A 23,557-nucleotide genomic window follows, 5' to 3' on the forward strand; every position below is an offset into this window, starting at 1 on the left:
TATAGGAGGAAAGCAGCGTGGCTATCAAGAAATATAAGCCAACCTCTAACGGACGTCGTAACATGACTAGTTCTGATTTTTCAGAAATTACTAAGACGACGCCCGAGAAGAGCTTGTTGGAGTCAAAGTCAAACACTGGTGCTCGTAATTCATACGGACACATGACTGTTCGTCACCGTGGTGGTGGACACAAGCGTCAATACCGTATTATTGACTTTAAGCGTACTAAGGATGAAGTGCCAGCTAAGGTTGTTGCTATTGAATACGACCCAAATCGGACAGCAAACATTGCTTTATTGCAATATACTGACGGAACTAAGTCATACATCTTGGCGCCTAAGGGATTGGAAGTTGGCATGACCGTTCAATCTGGTCCTGATGCCGATATCAAGGTCGGAAACGCTTTGCCATTGGCAAACATTCCTGATGGAACTCAAATTCACAATATCGAATTGAAGCCTGGTAAAGGTGGACAACTTGCCCGTTCAGCTGGAGCATCTGCTCAGTTGTTAGGTAAGGAAGGAAAGTATGTCCTTGTTCGTTTGCAATCTGGTGAAGTTCGGATGGTCTTGGCTACTAACCGTGCCACAGTTGGAGTTGTTGGAAATGAACAACATTCATTGATCAACTGGGGTAAGGCTGGTCGTCGTCGTTGGAAGGGACAACGTCCACACGTTCGTGGATCAGTTATGAATCCTAACGATCACCCACATGGAGGAGGAGAAGGTAAGGCGCCTGTTGGACGTCCTTCACCAATGTCACCATGGGGTAAGAAGACTGCCGGTAAGAAGACGCGTGACGTTAATGCTCGCTCAAGCAAGTTTATCGTTCGTGGACGTAAGAACAAGTAGTCAGATTAACCGCTTAAATCAAAATAAAAGCATACGAGAGGAGACTTCATTATGGGTCGCAGCCTGAAAAAGGGACCATTTGCTGACGCACATTTGTTGAAGAAGGTTGAAGCTGCTAATGCTTCAGAAAAGCAAGTCGTCATCAAGACATGGTCACGTCGTTCAACGATTTTCCCAAGTTTTATTGGCTTGACGTTCGCCGTTTATGACGGACGCAAGCACGTCCCAGTTTTGGTCCAAGAAGATATGGTTGGACATAAGCTTGGTGAATTCGTTCCTACGCGTACCTTCCACGGTCACGCAGTGGATGACAAGAAGAGTAAGCGTAGCTAATTAAGGAGGACAATACAATGGCTGAAGAAATTACATCAGCACGCGCCACAGCGAAAATCGTTCGTGTCGCTCCACGTAAGGTCCGCCTTGTGCTTGACCAAATTCGTGGAAAGCAAGTGGCTGAGGCATTTGCAATTTTGCAATTCTTGCCAAACCACTCATCACAAGATGTTTATAAGGTGTTGAACTCAGCAGTTGCTAATGCTGAGAACAACTTTTCACTAGATCGCGAAGATTTGGTAATCGCTGAAGCCTTTGCAAACGAAGGACCAACGTTAAAGCGTTTCCGTCCACGTGCCAAAGGTTCAGCTTCACCAATCAATAAGCGCACAAGCCACATTACAATTGTGGTAAAAGAAAAGTAAGGAGGATTGAGTCATGGGTCAAAAGATTAACCCAACTGGTTTCCGTGTCGGAATCATCCGCGACTGGGATGCAAAATGGTACGCAAACAAGAAGGACTACGCAAATGTCTTGTTAGAAGATATGAAGTTGCGTAAGTATATCGAGACTAAGTTGGCTGATGCTTCAGTTTCACGGATTGAAATTGAGCGGACTGCTAACCGCGTTAACATCTCAATCCACACTGCTAAGCCTGGAATGGTTATTGGTAAGGGTGGATCTGAAGTTGATGCATTGCGTAACGAATTGTCACGGATGGTGGCAAAGGGTGAGCGCGTGCACATCAATATCATTGAGATTAAGAAGCCTGATTTGGACGCCCACTTGGTAGGTTCACAAATCGCACAAGACTTGGAACGCCGTGTGGCATTCCGTCGTTCAATGCGTGGAGCTATTCAACGTGCAATGCGCTCTGGTGCCAAGGGTATCAAGACGCAAGTTTCTGGACGTTTAAACGGTGCTGATATTGCTCGCGTTGAGCAATATACCGAGGGTACGGTTCCATTGCACACATTGCGTGCAGATATCGATTACTCTTGGGATGAGGCAGCTACTACTTATGGTAAGCTAGGTGTTAAAACTTGGATTTACCGTGGTGATATCTTGCCTGAAAAGAAGAGCAAGGAGGCTAAGTAATCATGCTAGTTCCAAAGCGTGTTAAATACCGTAAGCCCCACCGTGGTCACATGCGTGGAGAAGCTAAGGGTGGTAAGACTGTTGCATTCGGAGATTACGGATTGCAAGCAACTACATCACACTGGATTTCAAACCGTCAAATCGAAGCTGCTCGTATCGCGATGACGCGTTATATGAAGCGTGGTGGTAAGGTTTGGATTAAAATTTTCCCACACTTGTCATACACTTCTAAGGGTGTTGGAGTACGTATGGGTAATGGTAAGGGTGCCCCAGTTGGTTGGGTTGCCCCAGTCAAGCGTGGCAAGGTAATGTTTGAAGTCGGCGGTGTTCCTGAAGAAGTTGCCCGTGAGGCTTTGCGCCTTGCTGCTAACAAGTTGCCAGTTAAGACGAAGATCTTGACTCGCCAAGTGGAGGGTGAATAATGAAGACCAAAGATTTACAAAACGAAATCAAGGGCCTCAGTACAGCTGAATTGGTGGCTAAGGAAAAGAGCTACAAGGAAGAGTTGTTTAACTTGCGTTTCCAACTAGCTACTGGTCAACTTGAAAACACGGCTCGCTTGTCAGAAGTACGTAAGCAAATTGCCCGTATCAAGACTGTGATTCGTCAACAAGAATTGAACAAGTAGTAAGGAGAGGAGACCGAGATGACTGAAGCTCGTAACGCACGTAAGGTTTACACAGGCCGCGTGGTTTCAGATAAGATGGATAAGACAATCACTGTCGCTATCGAAACTTATAAGAATCACCCAGTTTATGGAAAGCGTGTTAAGTACACGAAGAAGTTTAAGGCTCACGATGAAAACAACGAAGCTAAGGCTGGTGATGTAGTACGTATCATGGAGACACGTCCAACATCAGCCACTAAGCGCTTCCGTTTGGTAGAAATCGTCGAGAAGGCCGTTATTATCTAATCGTTTTAATCTCGAATTTTACCAAATAACGGAAGGAGGACAAAATCGTGATTCAACAAGAAAGTCGTTTGAATGTTGCAGATAACTCAGGAGCACGTGAAATCTTAACTATCAAGGTTTTGGGTGGTTCTGGTCGTAAGTTCGCCGGAATCGGTGATATGATCGTCGCAACCGTAAAGCAAGCAATTCCTGGTGGAACTGTTAAGAAGGGTGACGTCGTTAAGGCTGTTATCGTTCGGACTGTTTCATCAACACACCGTGCAGATGGTTCATACATCAAGTTTGATGAGAACGCTGCCGTTATCGTTAAGGATGATAAGAGTCCAGTAGGAACTCGTATCTTCGGCCCTGTTGCGCGTGAATTGCGTGACAACGATTACATGCGGATTGTGTCTTTGGCACCTGAAGTTTTGTAATAAAGCCATCAAATAATCAAGGAGGAAGCCTCGCATGTTTGTAAAGACAGGTGACAAGGTTAAGGTTATCGCCGGCAAGGACAAGGGCAAGGAAGGAATGGTTATTAAGACCATTGCTGCTCAAGACCGTGTTGTGGTTGAAGGTGTTAACATGATGAAGAAGCACCAAAAGCCAAATAACCAATACCCACAAGGTGGAATTATCGAGCAAGAAGCTCCAATCCACGTATCAAACGTACAATTGCTTGACCCTTCAACTAATGAACCAACGCGTGTTGGTATCAAGATTGAAGATGGTAAGAAGGTACGCGTATCAAAGAAGTCTGGAACGGCTTTATAATTTAGGTGAAAGGAGGAAATCATTATCATGGCAAATCGCTTGAAAGAAAAGTATGTTAATGAAGTTCAACCTTCATTGATCGAAAAGTTTAACTACAGCTCAGTTATGCAAGCTCCAAAGATCGAAAAGATCGTTTTGAACATGGGGGTTGGTGATGCTGTATCAAACTCAAAGAACTTGGATGAAGCTGTTGCAGAATTAGAATTAATCGCTGGTCAAAAGCCAGTTGTTACACGTGCAAAGAAGTCAATCGCTGGCTTCCGTTTGCGTGAAGGAATGGCTATTGGAACCAAGGTAACGTTGCGTGGAGAACGGATGTATGACTTCTTGGATAAGTTGATCAACATCTCATTGCCACGTGTGCGTGACTTCCGTGGAGTTTCACCAAAGGCCTTTGATGGTCGCGGTAACTATACTTTGGGGATTCGTGAACAACTTATTTTCCCTGAAATCGACTATGATGTCGTTAACCGTGTTCGCGGTTTGGATATCGTAATTGTAACGACTGCTAACTCTGATGAAGAGTCACGTGAGATGCTTACTCAATTGGGTATGCCTTTCACTAAGTAATGTAAAACAACTGTTAAGTCAGTAATAAATTTATAGGAGGCAACATCAATGTCAATGACTGACCCAATTGCAGATTTCTTGACTCGTATTCGTAATGCCAATATGGTACATCACGATTCAGTTGAAATCCCTGCATCAAAGATCAAGAAGGACATCGCCGAAATCTTAAAAAATGAAGGCTTTGTTCGCGATGTTGAATACATTGATGATGATAAGCAAGGAGTAATCCGCGTTTTCCTTAAGTATGGTGCTGATAAGCAACGCGTTATTTCAGGTTTGAAGCGGATTTCAAAGCCTGGATTGCGTTCATACGTTAAGGCTGATTCATTACCAAAGGTTTTGAACGGTTTGGGAATTGCTATCATCTCAACTTCTGAAGGTGTTATCACCGATAAGGAAGCTCGCGCCAAGAATATTGGTGGCGAGGTATTGGCATACGTTTGGTAAAAAATAAAATCTAAAAAAGGAGGTATCCTACTATGAGTCGTATTGGTAACAAAGTTTTGACCTTACCTGCAGGCGTGGAAATTGCACGTGAAGGTAACGTTGTGACTGTTAAGGGACCAAAGGGTGAATTGTCACGCGAAGTTGCTTCAGAAATCGCATTTACGGTTGATGGTAACGAAGTATCATTTACTCGTTCTTCAGATGACGGAAAGATCAAGGCTTTGCACGGAACTACTCGTGCGAACGTCGCCAACATGGTTGAGGGTGTCTCAGAAGGCTTCAAGAAGACTTTGAAGCTTGTCGGTGTTGGATATCGTGCAGCTAAGCAAGGAAACAAGCTTGTGTTGAACGTTGGTTATTCACACCCAGTTGAATTCGAAGACCGTTCTGAAATGACTGTTGAAGTTCCTGATTCAGTTACTGTAATTGTTTCTGGAATTTCAAAGCAAAAGGTCGGAGATTTCGCTGCTGAGATCCGTTCCGTTCGCGCTCCTGAACCATATAAGGGTAAGGGAATTCGTTACGAAGATGAATACGTTGCACGTAAGGAAGGTAAGACTGGTAAGTAATTTTAAGTATATCGCTTAAAATCGAGCGCAACGTCTCGATTATCTTACTATGTATATCTTTTGCACAGAATATAAAGAGGTTACGAACATGATTACGAAGTCAGACAAGAATAAAGTGCGTCAACACCGACACACTCGGGTTCGTGGTAAGATTTCTGGTACTGCAGAGCGCCCACGCTTGAACGTTTTCCGTTCTAACAAAAACATCTACGCTCAATTAATTGATGACGTAGCGGGTGTGACGCTTGCTAGTGCCTCAACTTTGGATGCATCTATTGCTAATGCACCAAAGACTGAACAAGCTACTAAGGTTGGTGCTTTGATTGCTGATCGTGCCAAGGCTGCTAAGATTGAAGAAGTTATTTTTGATCGTGGTGGATACTTGTATCACGGACGTGTTCAAGCATTAGCCGAATCAGCTCGTGAAGCTGGTTTGAAGTTCTAAGGGAAGGAGGAAAATAATCATGGCATATATCGATCCAAAAACTCTTGGTGAGTTAGAAGAAAACGTCGTAGCTATCAACCGTGTTACTAAGGTTGTTAAGGGTGGTCGTCGTTTGCGTTTTGCCGCTTTGGTTGTTGTTGGTGACCGTAATGGACACGTTGGTTTTGGTACTGGTAAAGCTCAAGAAGTTCCTGAAGCTATCCGTAAAGCTGTTGAAGCTGCCAACCGTAACATTGTCGCCGTACCGACTGTAGGTACAACTCTTCCTCACTCTGCATTGGGTGTCTTCGGTGGTGGACGCGTGTTGGTTAAGCCAGCCGCTGAAGGATCTGGAGTAGCTGCCGGTGGAGCAGCCCGTGCTGTTTTGGAATTGGCTGGAATCGCTGACGTGACTGCTAAGTCACTTGGATCAGCAACCCCAATCAACGTTGTACGTGCTACTTTTGATGCGATTTCTCAATTGAAGAACGCAGATGAAGTTGCAGATTTGCGTCAGGTCTCACTCGAGCACTTGGCTAAATAAGGAGGCAAATGACATGGCTGAACAAGTTAAAGTTACTCTCGTTAAGAGTGCTGCCCACCGTTTACCCAAGCAACGTGCAATTGTGAAGGCCCTTGGTTTAAACAAGGTATCTTCATCAGTTGTATTGCCTGACAATGCACAAACGCGTGGTGCTATTTTCAAGATTGCTCACTTAGTTACTGTTGAAGAAGCTAAGTAAGTACAAAACTGCTCAAAAGGAGGAAAAAACCTAATGAAGCTTAATGAGCTTGAAATTACTGAAGGTTCTCGCAAGGTTCGCAATCGTGTCGGACGTGGTGAGTCTTCAGGTAATGGTAAGACTGCAGGACGTGGTCAAAAAGGACAAAAGGCCCGTAGTAAGGTCCGTTTGGGCTTTGAAGGTGGACAAATGCCTTTGTTCCGTCGGATGCCAAAGCGTGGATTTACAAATATTAACCGTAAAGAATTTGCGGTTGTTAACTTGAGCCAATTGAACAGCTTCGAAAACGGAACTGAAGTTACACCAGCATTGTTGGTGGAATCAGGAATCGTTAAGAAGGAAATGTCAGGGATCAAGATTTTAGCTAATGGTCAACTTGAAAAGTCTTTGACCGTAAAGGCAAACAAGTTCTCAGCATCAGCAGTATCTGCTATTGAAGCAGCTGGTGGTAAGACTGAGGTGATCTAATGCTACAAACCGTGCTCAATTCACTTAAAGAAAAGGACATTCGTAAGAAATTGTTCTTCACTCTAGGGATTTTGATTGTATACCGGATTGGTGCGTACATTACTGTACCAGGGATTAACCCTAAAGCACTAAGTGAGGTTGCTAATTCTGGGCTCGGGAGCATTTTAAATATGTTTAGTGGTGGCGGCTTGACGAATTATTCATTGTTTGCGATGGGTGTTTCGCCATATGTTACCGCTCAAATCGTGGTACAGTTGTTGCAAATGGATATTGTTCCACGTTTTGTCGAATGGTCAAAGCAAGGTGAAGTTGGTCGTCGTCATTTAAACCAAGTTACGCGGTATTTGACTATTGTCCTAGCTTTTGCACAATCAATTGGAATTACAGCTGGCTTTAATCAATTGAGTCAAATTCAGTTGGTTAAAACGCCTGATTTGCAAACATACCTGATGATTGGTTCGATTTTGACCATCGGAACGATGTTTGCGGTTTGGTTAGGAGAAATGATTACCCAATATGGTTTAGGTCAAGGTATCTCTATGTTGATCTTTGCGGGTATCATTGCACGAGTCCCCGCTGGACTTTATCAGTTAATCGATGAGAACATTATTCAAAACTCATATAAGGCGCAAGGAACAGCTTTGTTCCTTGGTTTGATGTTGTTGTTGGTAGTGGTCATTTCATTTGTTACCTGGTTTAACCAGGCCATCCGCAAAATCCCAATGCAATATACGCGGCGTTCGGTTGGTTCCGGCAGTTCATCGTATTTACCATTGAAAGTTAACGTAGCGGGAGTGATTCCGGTTATCTTTGCATCATCATTATTGGTTACACCACAAACCATCTTACAGGCTTTTGCTGGTAAGTTCGGGGGGCAAGGTTGGTATGAGACGGCCACAACATGGCTTTCAATGCAAACTTTGCAGGGTGGAATTCTATATACATTATTGATTGTCCTCTTTACATTCTTTTATGCATTTGTTCAGGTTAATCCTGAAAAAGTGGTTGAGAATTTACAAAAGCAGGGTAGTTATATTGTTGGAGTTCGACCAGGTGCGGCAACTGAAAGTTGGATGTCGAAATTATTGATGCGTTTATCATCAGTGGGAGCATTGTTCTTAGGAGCAATTGCATTGGCACCTATCCTAGCTACACATATCTTTGGCTTGGATAGTAACTTAGGTATGTCTGGAACATCATTATTAATTGTAATCGGGGTGGCTATCGATTTGATTCGACAACTTGAAGGATTAATGATGAAGAAGGCATATGTAGGGTTCATTCACGAAGGAGCTAAATCATAATGAGTTTAAATATCATGTTGTTGGGTCTCCCCGGTGTGGGTAAAGGTACTCAAGCAGAGATGATGGTGGAGACTTATCATTTGCCACATATCAGTACAGGCGATATGTTCCGTGCTGCAATGGCAAATGAGACGGAGTTAGGATTAAAAGCCAAGGCCTATATGGACGCGGGTAATTTAGTTCCTGATGAAGTGACAGACGGAATCGTCGAAGAACGTTTATCTGAAGACGATACAAAAGTGGGATTCATCTTAGATGGATTCCCACGTAACTTAGACCAAGCAACGGCTTTAGATGAAATGTTGTCAAAGCAAGATCGTAAGCTTGATGCCGTTATATACTTTACTGCTGATGAAGCAGTTTTGGTTGATCGGATGTTGGCTCGTGGTCGTGCGGATGACACGCCTGAAGTTATTAAAAATCGTTTGGCGGTAAATGGAGAATTAACAGCACCAATTGCAGAATATTATGCTAAGCAAGGTATTTTGCATAAAATTGATGGTGCTCGTGAACTTGAAGTGATTTTTGCCGACGTAAAAACGTTGCTTGACAATTTGAAGAACGCCTAATTTAAGTACGGGTTTCGTGCTATAATTAGCTGAGTTCTTCAATAGAAACAACGAAGGAGGCATAAACGTGGCCAACGATGTTATTGAGATTTCTGGTGTGGTAAAGGATACTTTACCAAATGCCATGTTTACCGTTGAATTGGAAAACGGCGCCGAAATTCTTGCGCACGTTTCGGGTAAAATTCGAAAGAACTTTATTCGAATTCTCCCAGGAGATCGTGTCAAAGTTGAGATGTCGCCATATGATTTGACGAAGGGGCGGATTACTTTCCGTTACCGGTCATAAGATTTTTTGGAGGTAAATACAATGAAGGTTCGTCCATCAGTTAAGCCTATGTGTGATAACTGCAAAGTTATCCGCCGTAACGGACGTGTGATGGTGATTTGCTCAAATCCCAAGCACAAGCAACGTCAAGGTGCTTAATTAAGTATATTGGCTGATTTATATTAATTATTATAATAGGAGGTAAGAGTAATGGCTCGTATTGCAGGAATCGATTTGCCTCGCGATAAGCGTATCGTGATCGCATTGACTTATGTATACGGAATCGGTAACACTACTGCTCAAAAGATTTTGGCAGAAGCTGGAGTTTCTGAAGATGTACGTGTTCGTGATTTAACACCTGACCAAGAAGACGCTATCCGCTCAGTTGTGGATGGTATCAAGGTAGAAGGTGACTTACGTCGTGAAGTATCATTGAACATTAAGAAGTTGCAAGAAATCGCATCATACCGCGGAATTCGCCATCGTAAGGGATTGCCCGTTCGTGGACAACACACGAAGAACAATGCCCGTACTAGCAAAGGCCCAGCTGTTGCGATTGCAGGTAAGAAGAAGTAATTAATATCTGTAAGAAAGGAGTTTAGTATTCATGGCAGGTCGTAATAATCGTAAGCGTCGTGTAAAGAAGAATATTGAAAGTGGTGTGGCACACATTCACGCAACATTCAACAACACGATCGTAATGATCACTGATGTACAAGGTAACGCTGTTGCCTGGTCTTCAGCCGGTTCACTTGGTTTCAAGGGTAGTCGTAAGTCTACCCCATTCGCTGCTCAAATGGCATCAGAAGCTGCTGCTAAGAGCGCAATGGAAAACGGTATGAAGACAGTTGAAGTAACTGTTAAGGGTCCTGGTTCAGGTCGTGAGTCAGCTATCCGTGCCTTGGCTGCTGCAGGGTTGGAAGTTACTTCTATTAAGGATGTAACCCCAGTACCTCACAATGGTTCTCGGCCACCAAAGCGCCGTCGTGTCTAATTGCCTAGCAACTAGTTCACAACTCAGCTTTGATGAAAGGGGTAATAAACAATATGCTTGAATTCGAAAACCCAAAGATCACTCTTGTTGAAGATAGTAATAATTACGGAAAGTTTGTAGTTGAGCCATTAGAGCGGGGCTACGGAACAACGCTTGGAAATTCTTTGCGTCGTGTATTGTTATCTTCATTGCCAGGAGCCGCGATCAATTCTGTCCAAATTGATACAGTTTTGCATGAATTTTCAACTATCGAAGGGGTAGTTGAAGATGTTACGCAAATCGTTTTGAACTTGAAAAAGGTTTCATTGAGTATTGAAAGTGACGAGGAGAAAACACTCGAAATTAATGTCGCTGGGCCCGCTACAGTAACGGCCGGAGATATTACTGGCGATAGTGATGTCACAATCTTAAATCCAGACTTGTACATTGCTACAGTTGCAGCGGGGTCAACGTTGCACATGACTTTGACGGCTGAGCGCGGTCGCGGTTATGTTTCAGCAGAGCAGAATAAAGAATTGCATGATGATTTGCCAATTGGCGTTCTTGCAATTGATTCAATCTTTACCCCCATTGAGCGTGTTAATTATCAAGTTGAAAACACTCGTGTTGGACAACGTGCTGATTATGACAAGCTCACTTTGGATGTCTGGACTGATGGGTCTTTGACACCTGCGGAAGCTGTTTCTTTGGCTGCTCAAATCTTATCATCTCACTTAGATGCTTTTGTTGAGATGTCAGAAAAGGCAGTTAATGCACAAGTGATGGTTGACAAAGAAGAAACTGTTGCGCCTAAGCATACTGAGATGCCAATCGAAGAGCTTGACCTATCAGTTCGTTCATATAATTGTCTCAAGCGGGCTGGGATTAACTCTGTCCAAGAGCTAGTTGATCGAACAGAGACACAAATGATGTCCGTTCGTAATCTCGGTCGGAAATCACTTGACGAAATTCAAGATAAGCTAGCTTTGCTAGGACTTGGTTTTCGTAAGGAAGACTAATTAATAAACAATACCAAAGAAGGAGGAATGACTCATGTCATACCGTAAGTTGGGACGTACAAGCTCACAACGTAAAGCTTTGTTACGTGACTTGACCACTGCATTGTTGGTTAACGGTCGGATTGAAACTACTGAGGCACGTGCCAAAGAGGTTCGTAAGACCGCTGAAAAGATGATTACATTGGGAAAGCGCGGAGACTTAGCTTCACGTCGGAAGGCCGCTGCATTTATGCGTAACACTGTCGCTGATGTTCAAACAACTGAAGACGACAAGGTTAAGGTTGAAAATGCTTTGCAATACTTGTTCAATCAAGTTGCGCCTCGTTTTGAAGGCCGCGCGGGTGGTTACACTCGTATCTTAAAGACTGTACAACGTCGTGGAGACGCTGCACAAATGGTTATCTTGGAATTGGTTGACTAATTCGTTAGTGCCAAAATCGATAAACATTCTTTAAAATCTCCAAGTTATTATGTATAAACTGTTATGATGATGGCTGCTTTAAGCTTAGTCTAGGTTGAATGGCTCCTCATTGTAGAAGTCGCACATAATAATTTGTGAGGTTTTTTTTGTGCTGTTTTTGGAACGCTCGGCGATAGTTGATAGTTTGGCTTTAGGTTAAAAATCAACACAATTTTATTAAATCTAGAAGTGTAGAACTGACAGAAATGTCAGTTTTTTTAATAAAGAATTAACCACAGAATGAAATTGTGAAAAATTGATAAAATTATTAATTCAAAAAGACTAGCGTACACCAGCCCACAGCAATCAGATATTGTGAAGTGTATGAAAATCATTTACATTTATTTGGAAAGGGCTTACAATAATATATGTAAATTAATTCACATTGATATCTTGATATATAGGAGAATTATACTCATGAAGGCAGCAGTAGTACGCGAAAATAATGATGGACACTTTGATTTGATTGATGATTGGGAGCCACGAGCCTTAGGTTTTGGTGAAGCCTTAGTTGATATGGAATATGTTGGTCTATGTCATACGGATATTCACACCGCTAATGGTGATTTTGGTGATCCTAATAAGATTGGATCACGGAATGGAGAATTCCGTCGAGTAACAGGTCACGAAGGAGTCGGAATTGTTTCTAAGCTTGGTGAAGGTGCTGGGGAGTATTTAAAGGTTGGAGATCGAGTTTCTGTTGCTTGGTTCTATGACGCCTGTGGTGTTTGTGACTATTGTGTTTCTGGAAATGAAACTTTCTGCCGGAACGTTCGTAACTCAGGATACACTGTCGATGGTGCTATGTCACAACAATGTGTTGTGAACGCTAAGTATGCAGTCAAGGTTCCAGATGGTTTAGATCCTATTGAAGCTACTTCAATTACTTGTGCCGGTGTAACAATGTATAAGTCCTTAAAAACCGGAGAGACAAAGCCTGGACAATGGGTTTCAGTGCATGGTGCTGGTGGTCTTGGAAACTTGGCTGTTCAGTATGCTCACAATGTCTTTGGCGCACACGTTGCGGTCATTGATGGTAATCCTGACAAGTTGGCAGCAGCGGCGCAAAATGGTGCGGAAGTCTTGGTTAACCGTAAGACCGAGGATGTTGTAGCAAAGGTGAACGAACTAACTGGTGGAGTGCATAATGCACAAGTTACGGCCGTAAATAACGCTGCCTTCTCACAAGCTGTTAACGTCTTGCGCCCAATGGGTAAGTTGGTAGCGGTTGCCTTGCCACAAGGTGATATGGATTTGAATATTGCTAAGACGGTTTTGGATGGAATTGAAGTTCGCGGTTCATTAGTAGGAACCCGTGCTGATTTGAAGGAAGCTTTCCAATTCGGAGCTGAAGGAAAAGTTAAGCCGATTGTTGAAACTGTACCATTTGATTCAATCAATGATGTGGTTGATGAAATGTTGGCCGGTAAAATTACTGGACGTAAGGTGATTGACTTTACTAGTTTGCAATCATAATTAAACTAGAGCTTTAGAATCAGACCTAACTGATTTTAGAGCTTTTTATTTTGTTTAAAATTTTAATGAAGATATTCATGATTTTGCTAAAATTTATTTTGAAAAGGCTTGGTGCCCATAATTGTAGGATATAAGGGGGTTAGCGCGGTAAAGTTTTCCTTTAGTTCACTTAACCCTAATTTATCGGCGGAATAAATTAGGTAACATTTAACATAAAACAAGGTTAATATGTTACGATGATGAAGCAAAAATGATACGGTTCCTAGAACCAGCACAGAGTTTTGGAGGCGAACATGGTAGGAGACGAGATGCACCGAGAGAACCCCGTTATAGATCAAGCAATGTTTTATCAATTATTAGGCCAAGCACCGTTAATTTCAACGCAGTTTGCTGATGACATTTTAAGAGCGATTCAGGCCATCCAGCGACAAAATGGGACCCTTTATTTAGGGCGGCTTCATGATAGTCGAATTTATCGGATTGGTTGCAATCCAAATGATGAAGGTTTTAAGTTAATTTTCATAAACTTTGAGATGCGAAATCAATTTGCGGATGGATTTGAGGCATATTGTCGGACGGTTAATTTAAAATATTATCGGTATTTTTAAAGCGTGTTTTTATCAAATAATGTTGGTCAAACTTCTGAAAAAATGCTAAAATAAGCTTTATTTTGATAGACGAAATAAATTTTAAAAAGGGATAGATTGGAAGTTAAGAAACAATGAAAATTAATAAATGGGTCAAATGGATTTTGGGGATTGCCTTAGTAATATGTTTGTTATTAGTTGCGGCGGGTGGTTATTTTTTCCACGTTGCTGAAGTCCGGGCGAATAAAAGCTTTATTACAGGTGGTTCATTGAAGCCAGGGGCACCGTTATATGATCAACAAGAGGCGTGGCAGAAGTATCAAAAGCATGCGCAAGTCTGGAATTTGCAAGCTGATGATGGAGTTAAATTAAAAGGGGACTATGTTCCAGCCGAACAAGCCACAACGCGGACTGCATTGGTTATTCATGGATTTGGGGTCGATCACAAGGCAATGGCTCCATATGCCGCAATGTTTCATCAACAGGGTTATAATGTCTTATTAATCGATAACCGAGCTGCTGGACGTTCTGGTGGTAAGTACATTGGTTATGGCTATTTGGAAGCTAAAGACGCTAAAAAATGGACACAGATGATTGTGGAAAAACAAGGTGCCGATGCGCAAATTGTTGTTATGGGTGCTTCATTGGGTGGTGCAACTACAATGATGTTATCAGGGATGAATCCGCCGGCACAAGTTAAAGCGTATGTAGAAGATGCAGGGTATCATTCAGTTTATGATGAATTAATTTATCAAGCTAATGAGATGTATCATCTTCCAGGTTGGTTAGCCAAGCCGTTGGTCCACATTGTGTCCGGATACTCACGGCTCTACGCCGGGTATTCCTTTAAGCAGGGAAATGTTGAGCAATATCTGGCTAAAAATCACCGACCAATGCTATTTATTCATGGTGAAAAAGATAGCTTTGTGCCCACCAAGTATATTCAACAAAATTATCGTGATCAAGCTGGTCCTAAACAGATGGCAATTGTTCCGAAGGCTGAACACACGCAGTCTTATGCCATTGAAAAAGAAGCTTATGTTGAACGGATGATGAATTTTTTGAATCAATATCTGCATTAAAATATTTTGGAAAGTAGAAAAGTATAATTTTATACCTTTTTAATAAAATCTATTGACTTAAAGCGGGAAATATAAATGATTTGATGGTGAACGGGCTGGGAAAGTTTTATTCTTAGCCTGTTTTTTAAACAATTAATTGGAGTAATTGGTCCGGTTCGAGCGTGTCTCAAGTCATGATAACATGCTATACTAGAGAGAAAGATTTAGGTAGACAGATGGGACGAGACAATGGAAAATCAACATTATTATACAGAAACGCCGACTGCGCAACATGATGAACATACTTGGCATTTTACTTTATTTAAGCATGACCTGAGTTTCACGACCGATGCGGGGGTCTTTTCTAGACAAACGGTTGATTTTGGTACGCGAACTATGCTTGAGAATTTTAAAACTAAGGATTTGCCGAATGGTCCCATTTTAGATTTGGGGGCAGGCTATGGCCCGGTTGCAATTAGCTTAGCCAAACAACTACCTAAACGGCAATTTGTCGCCGCGGAGATTAATCAACGGGCAATTGGGTTAATTGAACGCAATGCGCAAGCAAATCAAGTCGCTGATCAGATTAAAGTGGTACAATCTGATCAATATTCTAATGTTGATGGTAAATTCGCGGCTATTCTAACTAATCCGCCGGTGCGAGCTGGGAAATCAGTCGTGAGCGGAATGCTGACTCAAGCGATTGATCATTTGGTGCGAAATGGTACTTTGACGGTTGTTTTGCAAAAGAAACAAGGTGCTCCGTCAGCTAAGAAACTGATGGAGGACACTTTTGGTAACGTGCAAGTTTTGGCTAAAAACAAGGGTTATTATATTTTAGAAAGTCGGCGCATGGATTAGTTTCGCGTTAAAAGACACAAAAGGCTGAGGTTTTGAGAACCAGGCCTTTTTATGTAAGGAGTAATTAGCATGGGATTAACACAACAGCAACAGGCATATTATATGGGTGAAGCACTGAAAGAAGCCAAAAAAGCGGCTGCTTTGGGCGAGGTGCCGATCGGTGCGGTCGTGGTAGTTGACGAACAAATCGTAGGTCGAGGCTTTAATTTGCGGGAACGTTTTGAAGATCCTAGTCAGCATGCTGAATTCCAAGCCATTTTGGCGGCGAGTCGCGCGCTTAAGACGTGGCGGTTACCGAATGCGCAAGTCTTTGTTACGATTGAGCCTTGTATTATGTGTGCGGGTTTGATCCAACAGGCGCGCATTCAAGCTGTTTATTACGGAGCTGAAGATTATAAAGCGGGCGGCGTACATTCTATGTATCAAATTTTAGAAGATGAACGTCTAAACCACCAAGTGGAAGTTCATGCGGGGATAAAAGCGGACGAAGCGCAGACATTGATGAAAGGTTTTTTTCAAGCTATTCGGAAGCGTCAAAAAGCAAAAAAGCGCGCACGTAAAATGCAAGCACAGGAGGGTAATTAAATGGGGGTTACAATTTTGTTTGGAGATGGCAGTCAAGATCGTGAACGCGCCCTCTTAAAACAGATGCAAAATGTCTTGCAAGCAGATGCTCAAGCAGAAGTCTTTTTTATTGTGCCAAATAAAATTAAATTTAAAACTGAGGTGAATGTCTTAAAGCGTTTGGCTGCTTTAGACCAACGGCAAGGGTCAACTTTAGTGACACCAAGGGTGCAAGTCTTTTCTTTATCTCGTTTGGTGTGGTATTACATGAACGATACTTCTTTATACCAGCACGCTAATTTGTCACCTGAGGCAGTCGCGATGTTAGTGCAGAACCTTTTGCAACAGCATCAAGATGAGCTCCAACTGTATGGGAACTTATTAGGTAAACAAGGGTTTATCAGTCAAATGACGGCACAGATTCAAGAAATTAAAGCAAGTGGGCTAACTTGGGATGATGTTAATCAAATTAGCGCAGGATTGGATCAAGAAGTCGTTTTACAGCAGAAATTACATGATGTAGCACTGATTGGTTCAGCATTAGATGCTGAATTAGGGCGGCGTGATCAATTTGTGAGCCAAGATTTATTACAAGTTTTAAAAATATTTTTGGAACAAGGTCAACGCGATTTGACGCATCAATATTTTTATATTGATGGCTATTCGCAAATGTCTCGACCTGAACGTGGTGTGGTGGAAGCTTTGATGCTCATGAGCGGTGGGGTGACAATTGCGCTACCTGGAACTGCGGATGCTGTGGGTAAAATCAGAATGGCGTTAGATGAAAATGATTTGTTCTTTGCCTCGCGACAATTAGCTCAGCAATTATTTAATTATGCGCAAAATCAGTCCTTGGAAGTTCAAGTGCAAGCGATTGATGAACCACGTGGTTTATCGGAGGGCTTACAGCGCTTATCGCAATTTTGGATTGATTATGAAAAAGTGGGGGTGCAGATTCAGGCGCCAAATTCGGCGATTGAAATCTGGAGTGCGCGTTCACGCTATCAAGAAATTGAACAATTGGCGCAGAGTATTCGGATGGCGGTGAATACAGATGCAAACCGTTATCAAGATTTTGTCCTGATGACGCCTGATTTGCAGCAGTATGCTAATATTTTGCCCGCTATTTTTCAAAAATATCAGATTCCTTTGTATCTCGATATGGATCAGCTGATGGTCAACCATCCGCTATTTGTATTTATACGTGGACTATTAGATGTTGCCCCTAATTATCGTTTGGCAGATATTTTGGCCTTATTGAAGACCGAGTTATTGGTGCCAGAAGGGGTAACTTTGACGGAATATCGTGAAGCTTTGGCGCTAACGGAAAATTATGCATTAGCTAAAAATTATACGGGAAATCGTTGGACAGATCAGCAGGCTTGGCAGTTTGATCAGCAGGTTACAGATGAAACAGATGAATATACACGAGCGCGTAACTATGAATTTGATACACAGTTAGCAATCATTCATAATCAAATTTCACAAGTTGTAGCACCATTTTTAGCGCGATTGCAAGCCGCTGGCAATGCTCGGTTATTAGTAAAACATGTATATGATTTTTTAGTACAACAAGGAGTGCAACAAAGATTATTAGAACAACGTGAGGCAGCTGTGACAGATGGTCGTTTAAGTATGGCCCAACAAATTGACCAGATTTGGGGTCGCTTAATGGATTTGCTTGATGACGTGGTTATGGTTTTTGATCAAGAGGTGCTGTCACTTGAAGCATTTAAATCAACTCTGATAGCCGCCATGGGACAAGCTAAATTTGCTGGTATCCCGGCAGCAATGGATCAAGTTTTGGTTACTGAAACGGGGATGGTCCAAGTGGTTGGTGTACCACATGTCATTATTTTTGGGGCGACTAGTCAAAATCTGCCGGTCACGGTTTCCCAGCATGCTTTATTGCAAGATCGAGATCGCAATAAGCTGCAACAATTTTTACCAACTGGAACACAATTGCGTGAAACCACGGAACAAACGATGGCCCAAGATAGTCTGCAAATTTATCAAGCGATGATGATAAGTCAACAAAAAGTCATTTGGTCATATCCAACTTCAGATGGGGAAGTCAAATTAAAACCATCGACATATATTGAAAGGTTAGTGCGGGGATTCCAATTAAAGACACAACAAGCCGAAATCTTGGTTCCGCAGGCCGCAGAACAATTAGGAACTTGGGCCAGTACGTTAAGTCGCCTCGTATTGGCTAAGGCACAAGCTCATCAATTGGGACAATCTGTAGCGCCATTATGGCAAATGTTAGACCAAATCATGCAACAAGAACAACCCACAGCGTATGGTAAAATCATGGGGAGTTTAAACTATAAGAATCAGAGTAAGGTCGTCGATCAGCACTTGATTAATAAGTTATTCGGGAGTGATTTAAAAACATCCATTTCCCGGTTGGAATCTTATGCCCGGAATCCGTACGAATTCTTTTTGCAATTTGGTTTGAAATTAAACCCACGGCCTGAAATGCAATTAACGGAAGGCGAAAAAGGAACTTATATGCATGCGTTGTTAGAGCATGTCTTCCAAAATTTAGGGTCGAAGGCTTTGCGAGATGTATCAGCATCAAAGTTAGAAGATTTAGAAAAAACGGCGATTAAAACAATCTTGGCCCAAAATGACCCAACGTTTGAACCATTGCATGCCAATGCGCGGTGGTCGCATCTAACCGCAAATTTGGAACAGCGGGTGGATATCGCCTTAAAACAGATGCAACGTGGTCAACAAAAAACGCTAGGGTATCCCAAAACAGGCGGGACCGAAGTAGCTTTTGGACGAGGAAATTTTCAGCCCCTACGCGTGCAAATACCACAAGGGGGTGCCACTCTACGCGGTAAAATTGATCGCTATGACCAAGAGGCGAATCATGTGGCGATTGTTGACTATAAATCTGGTGCACGGGTCTTTGATTATACAAAAGCATATTATGGTCAAGAATTACAATTATTAACGTATTGGCAAGCATTGAATCAAGCGTTACCGAGCCCACAAAAGGTAAGTGCGGCTACTTTTTTTGAATTGCGACAAGGGATGTTAGAGCCAGAAGTTAAAACGGGACATGAAACTTTATCAGAACAGATTCAACAAGTTGAGAACAAAATCGAAGCGCATAACCGTTATCGAGGGGTTATCTTAGATAATCAGGATTATTTACAGACGATTGAAAATGGACCGTATGCGTTAGATCAAAAGAAAGATGGAACTTATAAGGCTAGTTCAGATGTTGTGACTGAGGCAGAGCTAGAAACTTTAAAGCAATATAATTTAAATAAAGTTAAAGAGATGGCTGGTGCGATTTTGGCAGGGAAGTTCCCTATTCAGCCTTTCCGCCAGGGTAATAAAACCGGCCTGCAGTATAGCGATTATCTGGACGTGATGCATTTTGATGCCATGTTAGGGGACCATTATAAAGAATTGAAGACATTTAATAAGAAAACAGCACTTGAAGCAATGCAACAGCAGATTGATTCTGCACGGCAAGGAGGAGACGATGGAGTTCACGACACAACAGACCGCAGCGATTGAAAAACGTAATAAAAACATTTTAGTATCGGCCTCTGCGGGATCTGGTAAGACGCGGGTTTTAGTTGAGCGCGTTTTACAGCGGCTCCTTGCCGGCGATAATGTGGACGAATTTTTGATTGTGACCTTTACCGAAGCTGCGGCAGCTGAGATGAAAGAACGGCTAGAAAAGGCTTTACGCCAAGCGGTAGCGGAAAGTGAAGGCTCACAGCGGGCGCATCTGATGAAGCAATTGCGATTATTAAAAGTGGCGAATATTTCTACGTTGCATGCTTTTGCCTTACATTTGATTGAACAATATCATTACACGATTGATTTGGATCCGCAATTCCGCTTAGCTGATACGGCTGAACGGAACCTGGTGATGCAACAAATAATGGATCAAGTATTAGAGCGGAAGTATCAGCAAGCTGATGCAGACTTTTTAGCGTTAGTTAAGCAATTTACTGACGATCGAGGCAGTGATGAGAGTTTAAGTCAGGCCGTGTTTAAATTATTTGATTTTGCGATGGCTCGGCCTGATACCAATGAATGGTTAGATCAACTGCCTTTGGCTTATCAAATAACGCAGCAAGGTGATAGCCAAGATAATTCAGAAACATTAGCAACTTTGTATGATTTAATAATAGATAGTTTAGATGACCTTGTTCATGCGTATCAAATGTTATTGGAACAGTTACCAGTGACAGATGATACAAGTTCGCAAAATCGGCGGGCCGATTTGGATGATGAATTGGCGCAAATTATGAACTTAAAAACACAACTGCAAGCGGGCGGAGATTGGGATGCATTGCGGGTAGCTTTTTTTGCCGTACCATTTAATTCTTGGGGTGGAAAAGGTCGGACGGCGAACCGTAAGTGGGAAGCTGATGAAAAACAGGCTTGGAAACAAGTTACGCAAGCTCGTTCGGACTTAAAAAGTCAGTTTAAAAACTTGGGAACTAAATTTATGGTGTTGGATCAAGCAGGCTTGCAGGTTGCTACGGCCGGTGCCAAGCAGGGTGTGCAAGCTTTGGTTGAGCTCACAAAAACGTTTGCTGAAGTCTATTTAGCTGATAAAAAGGAACGCAAGGTCTTTGATTTTAATGACTTAGAACATTTCGCTTTAGCGATTGTCCAACAACCAACCATCGCTCAAAAATTGCGGGAACAATATGTTGAAATTATGGTTGATGAGTACCAAGATACCAATTATTTGCAAGAGACGATTGTCCAGGCGTTGGCGCGGGCGAATAATGTTTTTCAAGTGGGGGATATTAAACAATCAATTTATAAATTTCGGCAGGCTGACCCACAATTATTTGCTCATAAGATGCAAACCTACGTCTGGCGACAAGATGACAATGAGTTAATTACTTTAGCTGAAAACTTTCGTTCACAACCGAATGTCACAAATTTTATTAATTATTTATTCGAACAATTGATGAGTTTGGAATTGGGGGATGTTGAATATGCGGGAGATACAAAGCTGATTGCTGGCGCAGATTATTATCCAAAAGATTTACCCAAGCAGGCTGAATTGATGCTTTATTTCAATGAAGAATCCGAAAATGAGGGGGCAAAAGTAGAGCAGTCAGTCATAGAAAGTCTTGAACTGAATGCTACGGATGCATTAACGGGTAGCACTGGGCAAATTTGGATGCTTGGTCAAAAGATTAAGCAGTTGATGGCTGATCATTTTCAAATTTTTGATCGTGAGCAACAGGTAGAACGTGATCTAACTTGGGATGATATGACAATTTTAGTGCCTTCAAGGACGCAAAATCCGCAAATTATTGAAATCTTCAAAACGTTGGATATTCCTTTAACAGTTCAAGGTTCAGGAAATTATTTTCAAACTTTGGAAATTTCAATTATGCTGGACTATTTGCGTTTGATTGATAATCCATATCAAGATATCCCATTAGCGGCAGTTTTACGTTCGCCAATGTATCAAGTGGATGAAAATGGGCTAGCTTGGATTCGTGTTCAAGCACCAGATGAAGCCTATTTTACAGCTGTACAAAAATTTGCGCAGGGTGAGTTACCTGACGAAATTGTAACAGATGTTAAACTAGCGGATGCCTATAAAAAAAATCAAACCAAGGTTAAAACATTTTTAAAGGATTTAGCACAATTTCATGTAACGGCGGTCCAAAATCAGTTAGTACCTTTAATCGGGCAAATTTATCAAACGACGGGGTGGCTTGATTACGTTGGTGGATTGCCTGGTGGGGTGCAACGCCAGGCCAACTTACATGCTTTATATGAGCGTGCTGCGAGTTATCAAAAAACGAATTTTACGGGTCTTTATCAATTTAATCGATATATCGTACAGCTACAAAAAACATCGGCGGATGATATTGGCGAAGCTGATGCGAACGAAGCAACTAATACCGTGCATTTGATGACTATTCATGGTTCCAAAGGACTTGAATTCCCAGTGGTGTTCTTACTCAATACGACTAAAATGTTTAATCAAACTGATCAACAAGGACATTTGATTTTGGAACGGGAAGCTGGGATTGGATTACAGTATTTTGACCGAAAACATCATGTTAAATTAACACCACCGCAATATCTGAAAGTCCAACGAGCGATTCAAAAAGCCGATTTTGCAGAACAATTAAGGGTTTTGTATGTCGCCCTCACCAGGGCGGAACAACAACTCTTTTTGGTGGGAACTTATAAGAATCTGGAAGACTTGCTTGTGCATTGGGAATTAAGCTCTAAAAGTACTACGGGGGTTTCCATGTTGGATGCAAATATCCGTTTAAGTCAGCATTCCTTTATGGATCTGATGGGAATGGCGATTACACGGCATCCCCAATTTGGTGAAAAATTGCAGCCTTTTGCCGATCGTTTTGATGTTGAGGTTAAGCATCATCCTATTTTGATACCGACGGCAGCGTTTGAATTTCAGCTTAACTTTCAAACAGTTGATGATATTCAAAATTTCCAGCCGGTGCCAACAAATACTGAAGCGGAGGTAGTTGCTGAGCAGCATGATGAAATTCAACTTGCACCGGCAGAGGTTAAAAATTATTTTGAATTTGAGTATCCTTATGAAATGGCAACGCGGACGACGAGTTATCAGTCTGTTTCCGAGGTTAAACGTGTTTTTGAAGACCCGGATTTAGCTGAAGGACGGGGATTAGCTGATCATCGGTTAAATAATGGGATTGAGACTGGGCAACGCTTGTTAGGACAAGAATTAAAGGTGCCTAAGTTTATGAATGAGATGGCTACTAAGCCGACGAGTGTCTCGCGTGGAACGGCTGCCCATTTGGTTTTGCAAAAAATTAATTTAAGGGATGGAGCGCCAACTAAGCAAGATTTCCAAACGTTAATTCAGCAGTTAGTTCAAGATGGGTTGATTGAGCCGACATTAGAGCATCTTTTACCTGTGACACAAATGGTGGAGTTCTTTAAACGGACATCATTAGGAAAACAGTTAGTGGCCAATGTCGATACGGTCCAACGCGAGGTTCCATTTTCCATGTTAATTCGGGCTAATCAGTTATATCAAAATTTTAACGGAGACGAACGGGTGTTAATTCATGGAATCATGGATGGGGTAGTGACAGTTAATGACGAAATTTGGTTATTTGACTATAAAACCGACTATATAAACCCGCATTCCGATGGTCAAGCGTTGTTAAAAGCTCGTTATGGTGGACAGTTGAATATTTATGGGGCTGCTTTAACAGCGATGGGTTATGCTAAAATTAGAAAATTTATTGTTGCTTTATCGAACTTAGCGGTTTATGAATTTAAAGACTAATTGCAA

31 protein-coding genes are annotated in these 23,557 nt (G+C 42.1%); all 31 read left to right on the forward strand.

Translation table 11 applies throughout. The features are described 5' to 3' along the window. Positions 1-17: 17 nt before the first annotated feature. The 31 genes from rplB to addA all read left to right on the forward strand — a co-directional run bounded on the left by rplB (position 18) and on the right by addA (position 23,551). A complete protein-coding gene (gene rplB, locus ACJQWY_RS04285; RefSeq protein ID WP_407076522.1) occupies positions 18-851 on the forward strand; it encodes a 50S ribosomal protein L2 in 834 nt (277 codons plus the stop codon). Between the two features lie 51 nt (positions 852-902). Continuing rightward, positions 903-1,184, forward strand: coding sequence for a 30S ribosomal protein S19 (gene rpsS, locus ACJQWY_RS04290; protein WP_057754200.1), 282 nt, complete (start codon positions 903-905; stop codon positions 1,182-1,184). 17 nt (positions 1,185-1,201) lie between these two features. After that, on the forward strand, positions 1,202-1,549 hold the full coding sequence (rplV, locus tag ACJQWY_RS04295) for a 50S ribosomal protein L22 (RefSeq protein WP_057754203.1): 348 nt from the start codon (positions 1,202-1,204) through the stop codon (positions 1,547-1,549). A 13-nt stretch (positions 1,550-1,562) separates the two neighbouring features. Next, positions 1,563-2,222 (forward strand): 30S ribosomal protein S3, encoded by a 660-nt coding sequence (gene rpsC / locus ACJQWY_RS04300; RefSeq protein ID WP_057754206.1) that lies wholly within the window; start codon positions 1,563-1,565, stop codon positions 2,220-2,222. A 2-nt stretch (positions 2,223-2,224) separates the two neighbouring features. Continuing rightward, a complete protein-coding gene (gene rplP / locus ACJQWY_RS04305; RefSeq protein ID WP_407076523.1) occupies positions 2,225-2,644 on the forward strand; it encodes a 50S ribosomal protein L16 in 420 nt (139 codons plus the stop codon). After that, positions 2,644-2,850, forward strand: a complete 207-nt coding sequence (gene rpmC / locus ACJQWY_RS04310; RefSeq protein ID WP_057754212.1) for a 50S ribosomal protein L29 — start codon at positions 2,644-2,646, stop codon at positions 2,848-2,850. The genes rplP and rpmC overlap by 1 nt, the downstream gene beginning before the upstream one ends. Before the next feature lie 18 nt (positions 2,851-2,868). Further along, positions 2,869-3,135 (forward strand): 30S ribosomal protein S17, encoded by a 267-nt coding sequence (gene rpsQ, locus ACJQWY_RS04315; protein WP_407076524.1) that lies wholly within the window; start codon positions 2,869-2,871, stop codon positions 3,133-3,135. A gap of 47 nt (positions 3,136-3,182) precedes the next feature. Then, positions 3,183-3,551, forward strand: coding sequence for a 50S ribosomal protein L14 (gene rplN, locus ACJQWY_RS04320; RefSeq protein ID WP_057754218.1), 369 nt, complete (start codon positions 3,183-3,185; stop codon positions 3,549-3,551). A 34-nt stretch (positions 3,552-3,585) separates the two neighbouring features. Further along, entirely contained in the window at positions 3,586-3,891 is a 306-nt protein-coding gene (gene rplX / locus ACJQWY_RS04325; RefSeq protein ID WP_407076525.1) for a 50S ribosomal protein L24, read from the forward strand. 27 nt (positions 3,892-3,918) lie between these two features. Next, positions 3,919-4,461 carry a 50S ribosomal protein L5 gene (rplE, locus tag ACJQWY_RS04330; protein WP_057754224.1) on the forward strand — a complete coding sequence of 181 codons (543 nt, stop codon included), beginning with the start codon at positions 3,919-3,921 and terminating at the stop codon, positions 4,459-4,461. A gap of 48 nt (positions 4,462-4,509) precedes the next feature. After that, entirely contained in the window at positions 4,510-4,908 is a 399-nt protein-coding gene (gene rpsH, locus ACJQWY_RS04335) for a 30S ribosomal protein S8 (protein ID WP_407076526.1), read from the forward strand. A gap of 32 nt (positions 4,909-4,940) precedes the next feature. After that, the gene (gene rplF, locus ACJQWY_RS04340; protein ID WP_407076527.1) at positions 4,941-5,477 is read left to right on the forward strand and encodes a 50S ribosomal protein L6; all 537 of its coding nucleotides are present in this window, start codon (positions 4,941-4,943) and stop codon (positions 5,475-5,477) included. Between the two features lie 88 nt (positions 5,478-5,565). Then, positions 5,566-5,922, forward strand: coding sequence for a 50S ribosomal protein L18 (rplR, locus tag ACJQWY_RS04345; protein WP_407076528.1), 357 nt, complete (start codon positions 5,566-5,568; stop codon positions 5,920-5,922). A 16-nt stretch (positions 5,923-5,938) separates the two neighbouring features. Next, positions 5,939-6,445 carry a 30S ribosomal protein S5 gene (gene rpsE, locus ACJQWY_RS04350; RefSeq protein ID WP_407076561.1) on the forward strand — a complete coding sequence of 169 codons (507 nt, stop codon included), beginning with the start codon at positions 5,939-5,941 and terminating at the stop codon, positions 6,443-6,445. A gap of 13 nt (positions 6,446-6,458) precedes the next feature. Beyond that, complete coding sequence (gene rpmD, locus ACJQWY_RS04355; protein WP_407076529.1) at positions 6,459-6,644, forward strand: 50S ribosomal protein L30; 186 nt, start codon at positions 6,459-6,461, stop codon at positions 6,642-6,644. A gap of 33 nt (positions 6,645-6,677) precedes the next feature. Further along, complete coding sequence (gene rplO / locus ACJQWY_RS04360; RefSeq protein ID WP_407076530.1) at positions 6,678-7,112, forward strand: 50S ribosomal protein L15; 435 nt, start codon at positions 6,678-6,680, stop codon at positions 7,110-7,112. Further along, a complete protein-coding gene (gene secY / locus ACJQWY_RS04365) occupies positions 7,112-8,416 on the forward strand; it encodes a preprotein translocase subunit SecY (protein WP_407076531.1) in 1,305 nt (434 codons plus the stop codon). The genes rplO and secY overlap by 1 nt, the downstream gene beginning before the upstream one ends. Then, the gene (locus ACJQWY_RS04370) at positions 8,416-8,985 is read left to right on the forward strand and encodes an adenylate kinase (RefSeq protein WP_407076532.1); all 570 of its coding nucleotides are present in this window, start codon (positions 8,416-8,418) and stop codon (positions 8,983-8,985) included. The genes secY and ACJQWY_RS04370 overlap by 1 nt, the downstream gene beginning before the upstream one ends. Before the next feature lie 67 nt (positions 8,986-9,052). Then, positions 9,053-9,271, forward strand: coding sequence for a translation initiation factor IF-1 (gene infA, locus ACJQWY_RS04375; RefSeq protein WP_057754252.1), 219 nt, complete (start codon positions 9,053-9,055; stop codon positions 9,269-9,271). Positions 9,272-9,292: 21 nt separating this feature from the next. Further along, positions 9,293-9,409: a 50S ribosomal protein L36 gene (gene rpmJ, locus ACJQWY_RS04380; protein ID WP_070229441.1), complete on the forward strand. Its 117-nt coding sequence runs from the start codon at positions 9,293-9,295 to the stop codon at positions 9,407-9,409. A gap of 51 nt (positions 9,410-9,460) precedes the next feature. Continuing rightward, a complete protein-coding gene (rpsM, locus tag ACJQWY_RS04385) occupies positions 9,461-9,826 on the forward strand; it encodes a 30S ribosomal protein S13 (protein ID WP_057754256.1) in 366 nt (121 codons plus the stop codon). A gap of 31 nt (positions 9,827-9,857) precedes the next feature. Then, a complete protein-coding gene (rpsK, locus tag ACJQWY_RS04390; protein WP_407076533.1) occupies positions 9,858-10,244 on the forward strand; it encodes a 30S ribosomal protein S11 in 387 nt (128 codons plus the stop codon). Between the two features lie 53 nt (positions 10,245-10,297). Beyond that, the gene (locus ACJQWY_RS04395; protein WP_407076534.1) at positions 10,298-11,242 is read left to right on the forward strand and encodes a DNA-directed RNA polymerase subunit alpha; all 945 of its coding nucleotides are present in this window, start codon (positions 10,298-10,300) and stop codon (positions 11,240-11,242) included. A 34-nt stretch (positions 11,243-11,276) separates the two neighbouring features. Further along, a complete protein-coding gene (gene rplQ, locus ACJQWY_RS04400) occupies positions 11,277-11,663 on the forward strand; it encodes a 50S ribosomal protein L17 (protein WP_407076535.1) in 387 nt (128 codons plus the stop codon). Positions 11,664-12,119: 456 nt separating this feature from the next. Next, entirely contained in the window at positions 12,120-13,178 is a 1,059-nt protein-coding gene (gene adhP / locus ACJQWY_RS04405; protein ID WP_407076536.1) for an alcohol dehydrogenase AdhP, read from the forward strand. A 293-nt stretch (positions 13,179-13,471) separates the two neighbouring features. Beyond that, on the forward strand, positions 13,472-13,786 hold the full coding sequence (locus ACJQWY_RS04410) for a hypothetical protein (protein WP_407076537.1): 315 nt from the start codon (positions 13,472-13,474) through the stop codon (positions 13,784-13,786). 113 nt (positions 13,787-13,899) lie between these two features. Then, positions 13,900-14,847, forward strand: a complete 948-nt coding sequence (locus ACJQWY_RS04415) for an alpha/beta hydrolase (protein WP_407076538.1) — start codon at positions 13,900-13,902, stop codon at positions 14,845-14,847. 228 nt (positions 14,848-15,075) lie between these two features. After that, positions 15,076-15,687: a class I SAM-dependent methyltransferase gene (locus ACJQWY_RS04420; RefSeq protein WP_407076539.1), complete on the forward strand. Its 612-nt coding sequence runs from the start codon at positions 15,076-15,078 to the stop codon at positions 15,685-15,687. Between the two features lie 69 nt (positions 15,688-15,756). Beyond that, entirely contained in the window at positions 15,757-16,272 is a 516-nt protein-coding gene (gene tadA, locus ACJQWY_RS04425) for a tRNA adenosine(34) deaminase TadA (protein ID WP_407076540.1), read from the forward strand. Further along, positions 16,273-19,791 (forward strand): PD-(D/E)XK nuclease family protein, encoded by a 3,519-nt coding sequence (locus ACJQWY_RS04430; RefSeq protein WP_407076541.1) that lies wholly within the window; start codon positions 16,273-16,275, stop codon positions 19,789-19,791. It abuts the gene before it with no gap. Then, positions 19,757-23,551 (forward strand): helicase-exonuclease AddAB subunit AddA, encoded by a 3,795-nt coding sequence (gene addA / locus ACJQWY_RS04435; protein WP_407076542.1) that lies wholly within the window; start codon positions 19,757-19,759, stop codon positions 23,549-23,551. Before ACJQWY_RS04430 ends, addA begins: the two co-directional genes overlap by 35 nt. The last annotated feature ends 6 nt before the right edge of the window (positions 23,552-23,557 follow it).

It is taken from the genome of Weissella kandleri, assembly GCF_045504165.1.
In the GTDB taxonomy this organism is placed as follows: Bacteria; Bacillota; Bacilli; order Lactobacillales; family Lactobacillaceae; genus Weissella; species Weissella kandleri_A.

What these genes read in the sequence shown, in the direction of transcription:
- ACJQWY_RS04410 (WP_407076537.1), top strand. Translation starts at nt 13,472, where the DNA reads ATGGTAGGAGACGAGATGCACCGAGAGAACCCCGTTATAGATCAAGCA.
- tadA (WP_407076540.1), top strand. Translation starts at nt 15,757, where the DNA reads ATGGGATTAACACAACAGCAACAGGCATATTATATGGGTGAAGCACTG.
- rpsH (WP_407076526.1), top strand. Translation starts at nt 4,510, where the DNA reads ATGTCAATGACTGACCCAATTGCAGATTTCTTGACTCGTATTCGTAAT.
- rplP (WP_407076523.1), top strand. Translation starts at nt 2,225, where the DNA reads ATGCTAGTTCCAAAGCGTGTTAAATACCGTAAGCCCCACCGTGGTCAC.
- rpmD (WP_407076529.1), top strand. Translation starts at nt 6,459, where the DNA reads ATGGCTGAACAAGTTAAAGTTACTCTCGTTAAGAGTGCTGCCCACCGT.
- secY (WP_407076531.1), top strand. Translation starts at nt 7,112, where the DNA reads ATGCTACAAACCGTGCTCAATTCACTTAAAGAAAAGGACATTCGTAAG.
- rpmJ (WP_070229441.1), top strand. Translation starts at nt 9,293, where the DNA reads ATGAAGGTTCGTCCATCAGTTAAGCCTATGTGTGATAACTGCAAAGTT.
- rplF (WP_407076527.1), top strand. Translation starts at nt 4,941, where the DNA reads ATGAGTCGTATTGGTAACAAAGTTTTGACCTTACCTGCAGGCGTGGAA.
- rplE (WP_057754224.1), top strand. Translation starts at nt 3,919, where the DNA reads ATGGCAAATCGCTTGAAAGAAAAGTATGTTAATGAAGTTCAACCTTCA.
- rplQ (WP_407076535.1), top strand. Translation starts at nt 11,277, where the DNA reads ATGTCATACCGTAAGTTGGGACGTACAAGCTCACAACGTAAAGCTTTG.
- addA (WP_407076542.1), top strand. Translation starts at nt 19,757, where the DNA reads ATGGAGTTCACGACACAACAGACCGCAGCGATTGAAAAACGTAATAAA.
- rpsM (WP_057754256.1), top strand. Translation starts at nt 9,461, where the DNA reads ATGGCTCGTATTGCAGGAATCGATTTGCCTCGCGATAAGCGTATCGTG.
- ACJQWY_RS04415 (WP_407076538.1), top strand. Translation starts at nt 13,900, where the DNA reads ATGAAAATTAATAAATGGGTCAAATGGATTTTGGGGATTGCCTTAGTA.
- ACJQWY_RS04395 (WP_407076534.1), top strand. Translation starts at nt 10,298, where the DNA reads ATGCTTGAATTCGAAAACCCAAAGATCACTCTTGTTGAAGATAGTAAT.
- ACJQWY_RS04430 (WP_407076541.1), top strand. Translation starts at nt 16,273, where the DNA reads ATGGGGGTTACAATTTTGTTTGGAGATGGCAGTCAAGATCGTGAACGC.
- rpsC (WP_057754206.1), top strand. Translation starts at nt 1,563, where the DNA reads ATGGGTCAAAAGATTAACCCAACTGGTTTCCGTGTCGGAATCATCCGC.
- rplR (WP_407076528.1), top strand. Translation starts at nt 5,566, where the DNA reads ATGATTACGAAGTCAGACAAGAATAAAGTGCGTCAACACCGACACACT.
- rpsQ (WP_407076524.1), top strand. Translation starts at nt 2,869, where the DNA reads ATGACTGAAGCTCGTAACGCACGTAAGGTTTACACAGGCCGCGTGGTT.
- rplV (WP_057754203.1), top strand. Translation starts at nt 1,202, where the DNA reads ATGGCTGAAGAAATTACATCAGCACGCGCCACAGCGAAAATCGTTCGT.
- ACJQWY_RS04370 (WP_407076532.1), top strand. Translation starts at nt 8,416, where the DNA reads ATGAGTTTAAATATCATGTTGTTGGGTCTCCCCGGTGTGGGTAAAGGT.
- rpsS (WP_057754200.1), top strand. Translation starts at nt 903, where the DNA reads ATGGGTCGCAGCCTGAAAAAGGGACCATTTGCTGACGCACATTTGTTG.
- rplO (WP_407076530.1), top strand. Translation starts at nt 6,678, where the DNA reads ATGAAGCTTAATGAGCTTGAAATTACTGAAGGTTCTCGCAAGGTTCGC.
- rplX (WP_407076525.1), top strand. Translation starts at nt 3,586, where the DNA reads ATGTTTGTAAAGACAGGTGACAAGGTTAAGGTTATCGCCGGCAAGGAC.
- ACJQWY_RS04420 (WP_407076539.1), top strand. Translation starts at nt 15,076, where the DNA reads ATGGAAAATCAACATTATTATACAGAAACGCCGACTGCGCAACATGAT.
- rpmC (WP_057754212.1), top strand. Translation starts at nt 2,644, where the DNA reads ATGAAGACCAAAGATTTACAAAACGAAATCAAGGGCCTCAGTACAGCT.
- rpsK (WP_407076533.1), top strand. Translation starts at nt 9,858, where the DNA reads ATGGCAGGTCGTAATAATCGTAAGCGTCGTGTAAAGAAGAATATTGAA.
- adhP (WP_407076536.1), top strand. Translation starts at nt 12,120, where the DNA reads ATGAAGGCAGCAGTAGTACGCGAAAATAATGATGGACACTTTGATTTG.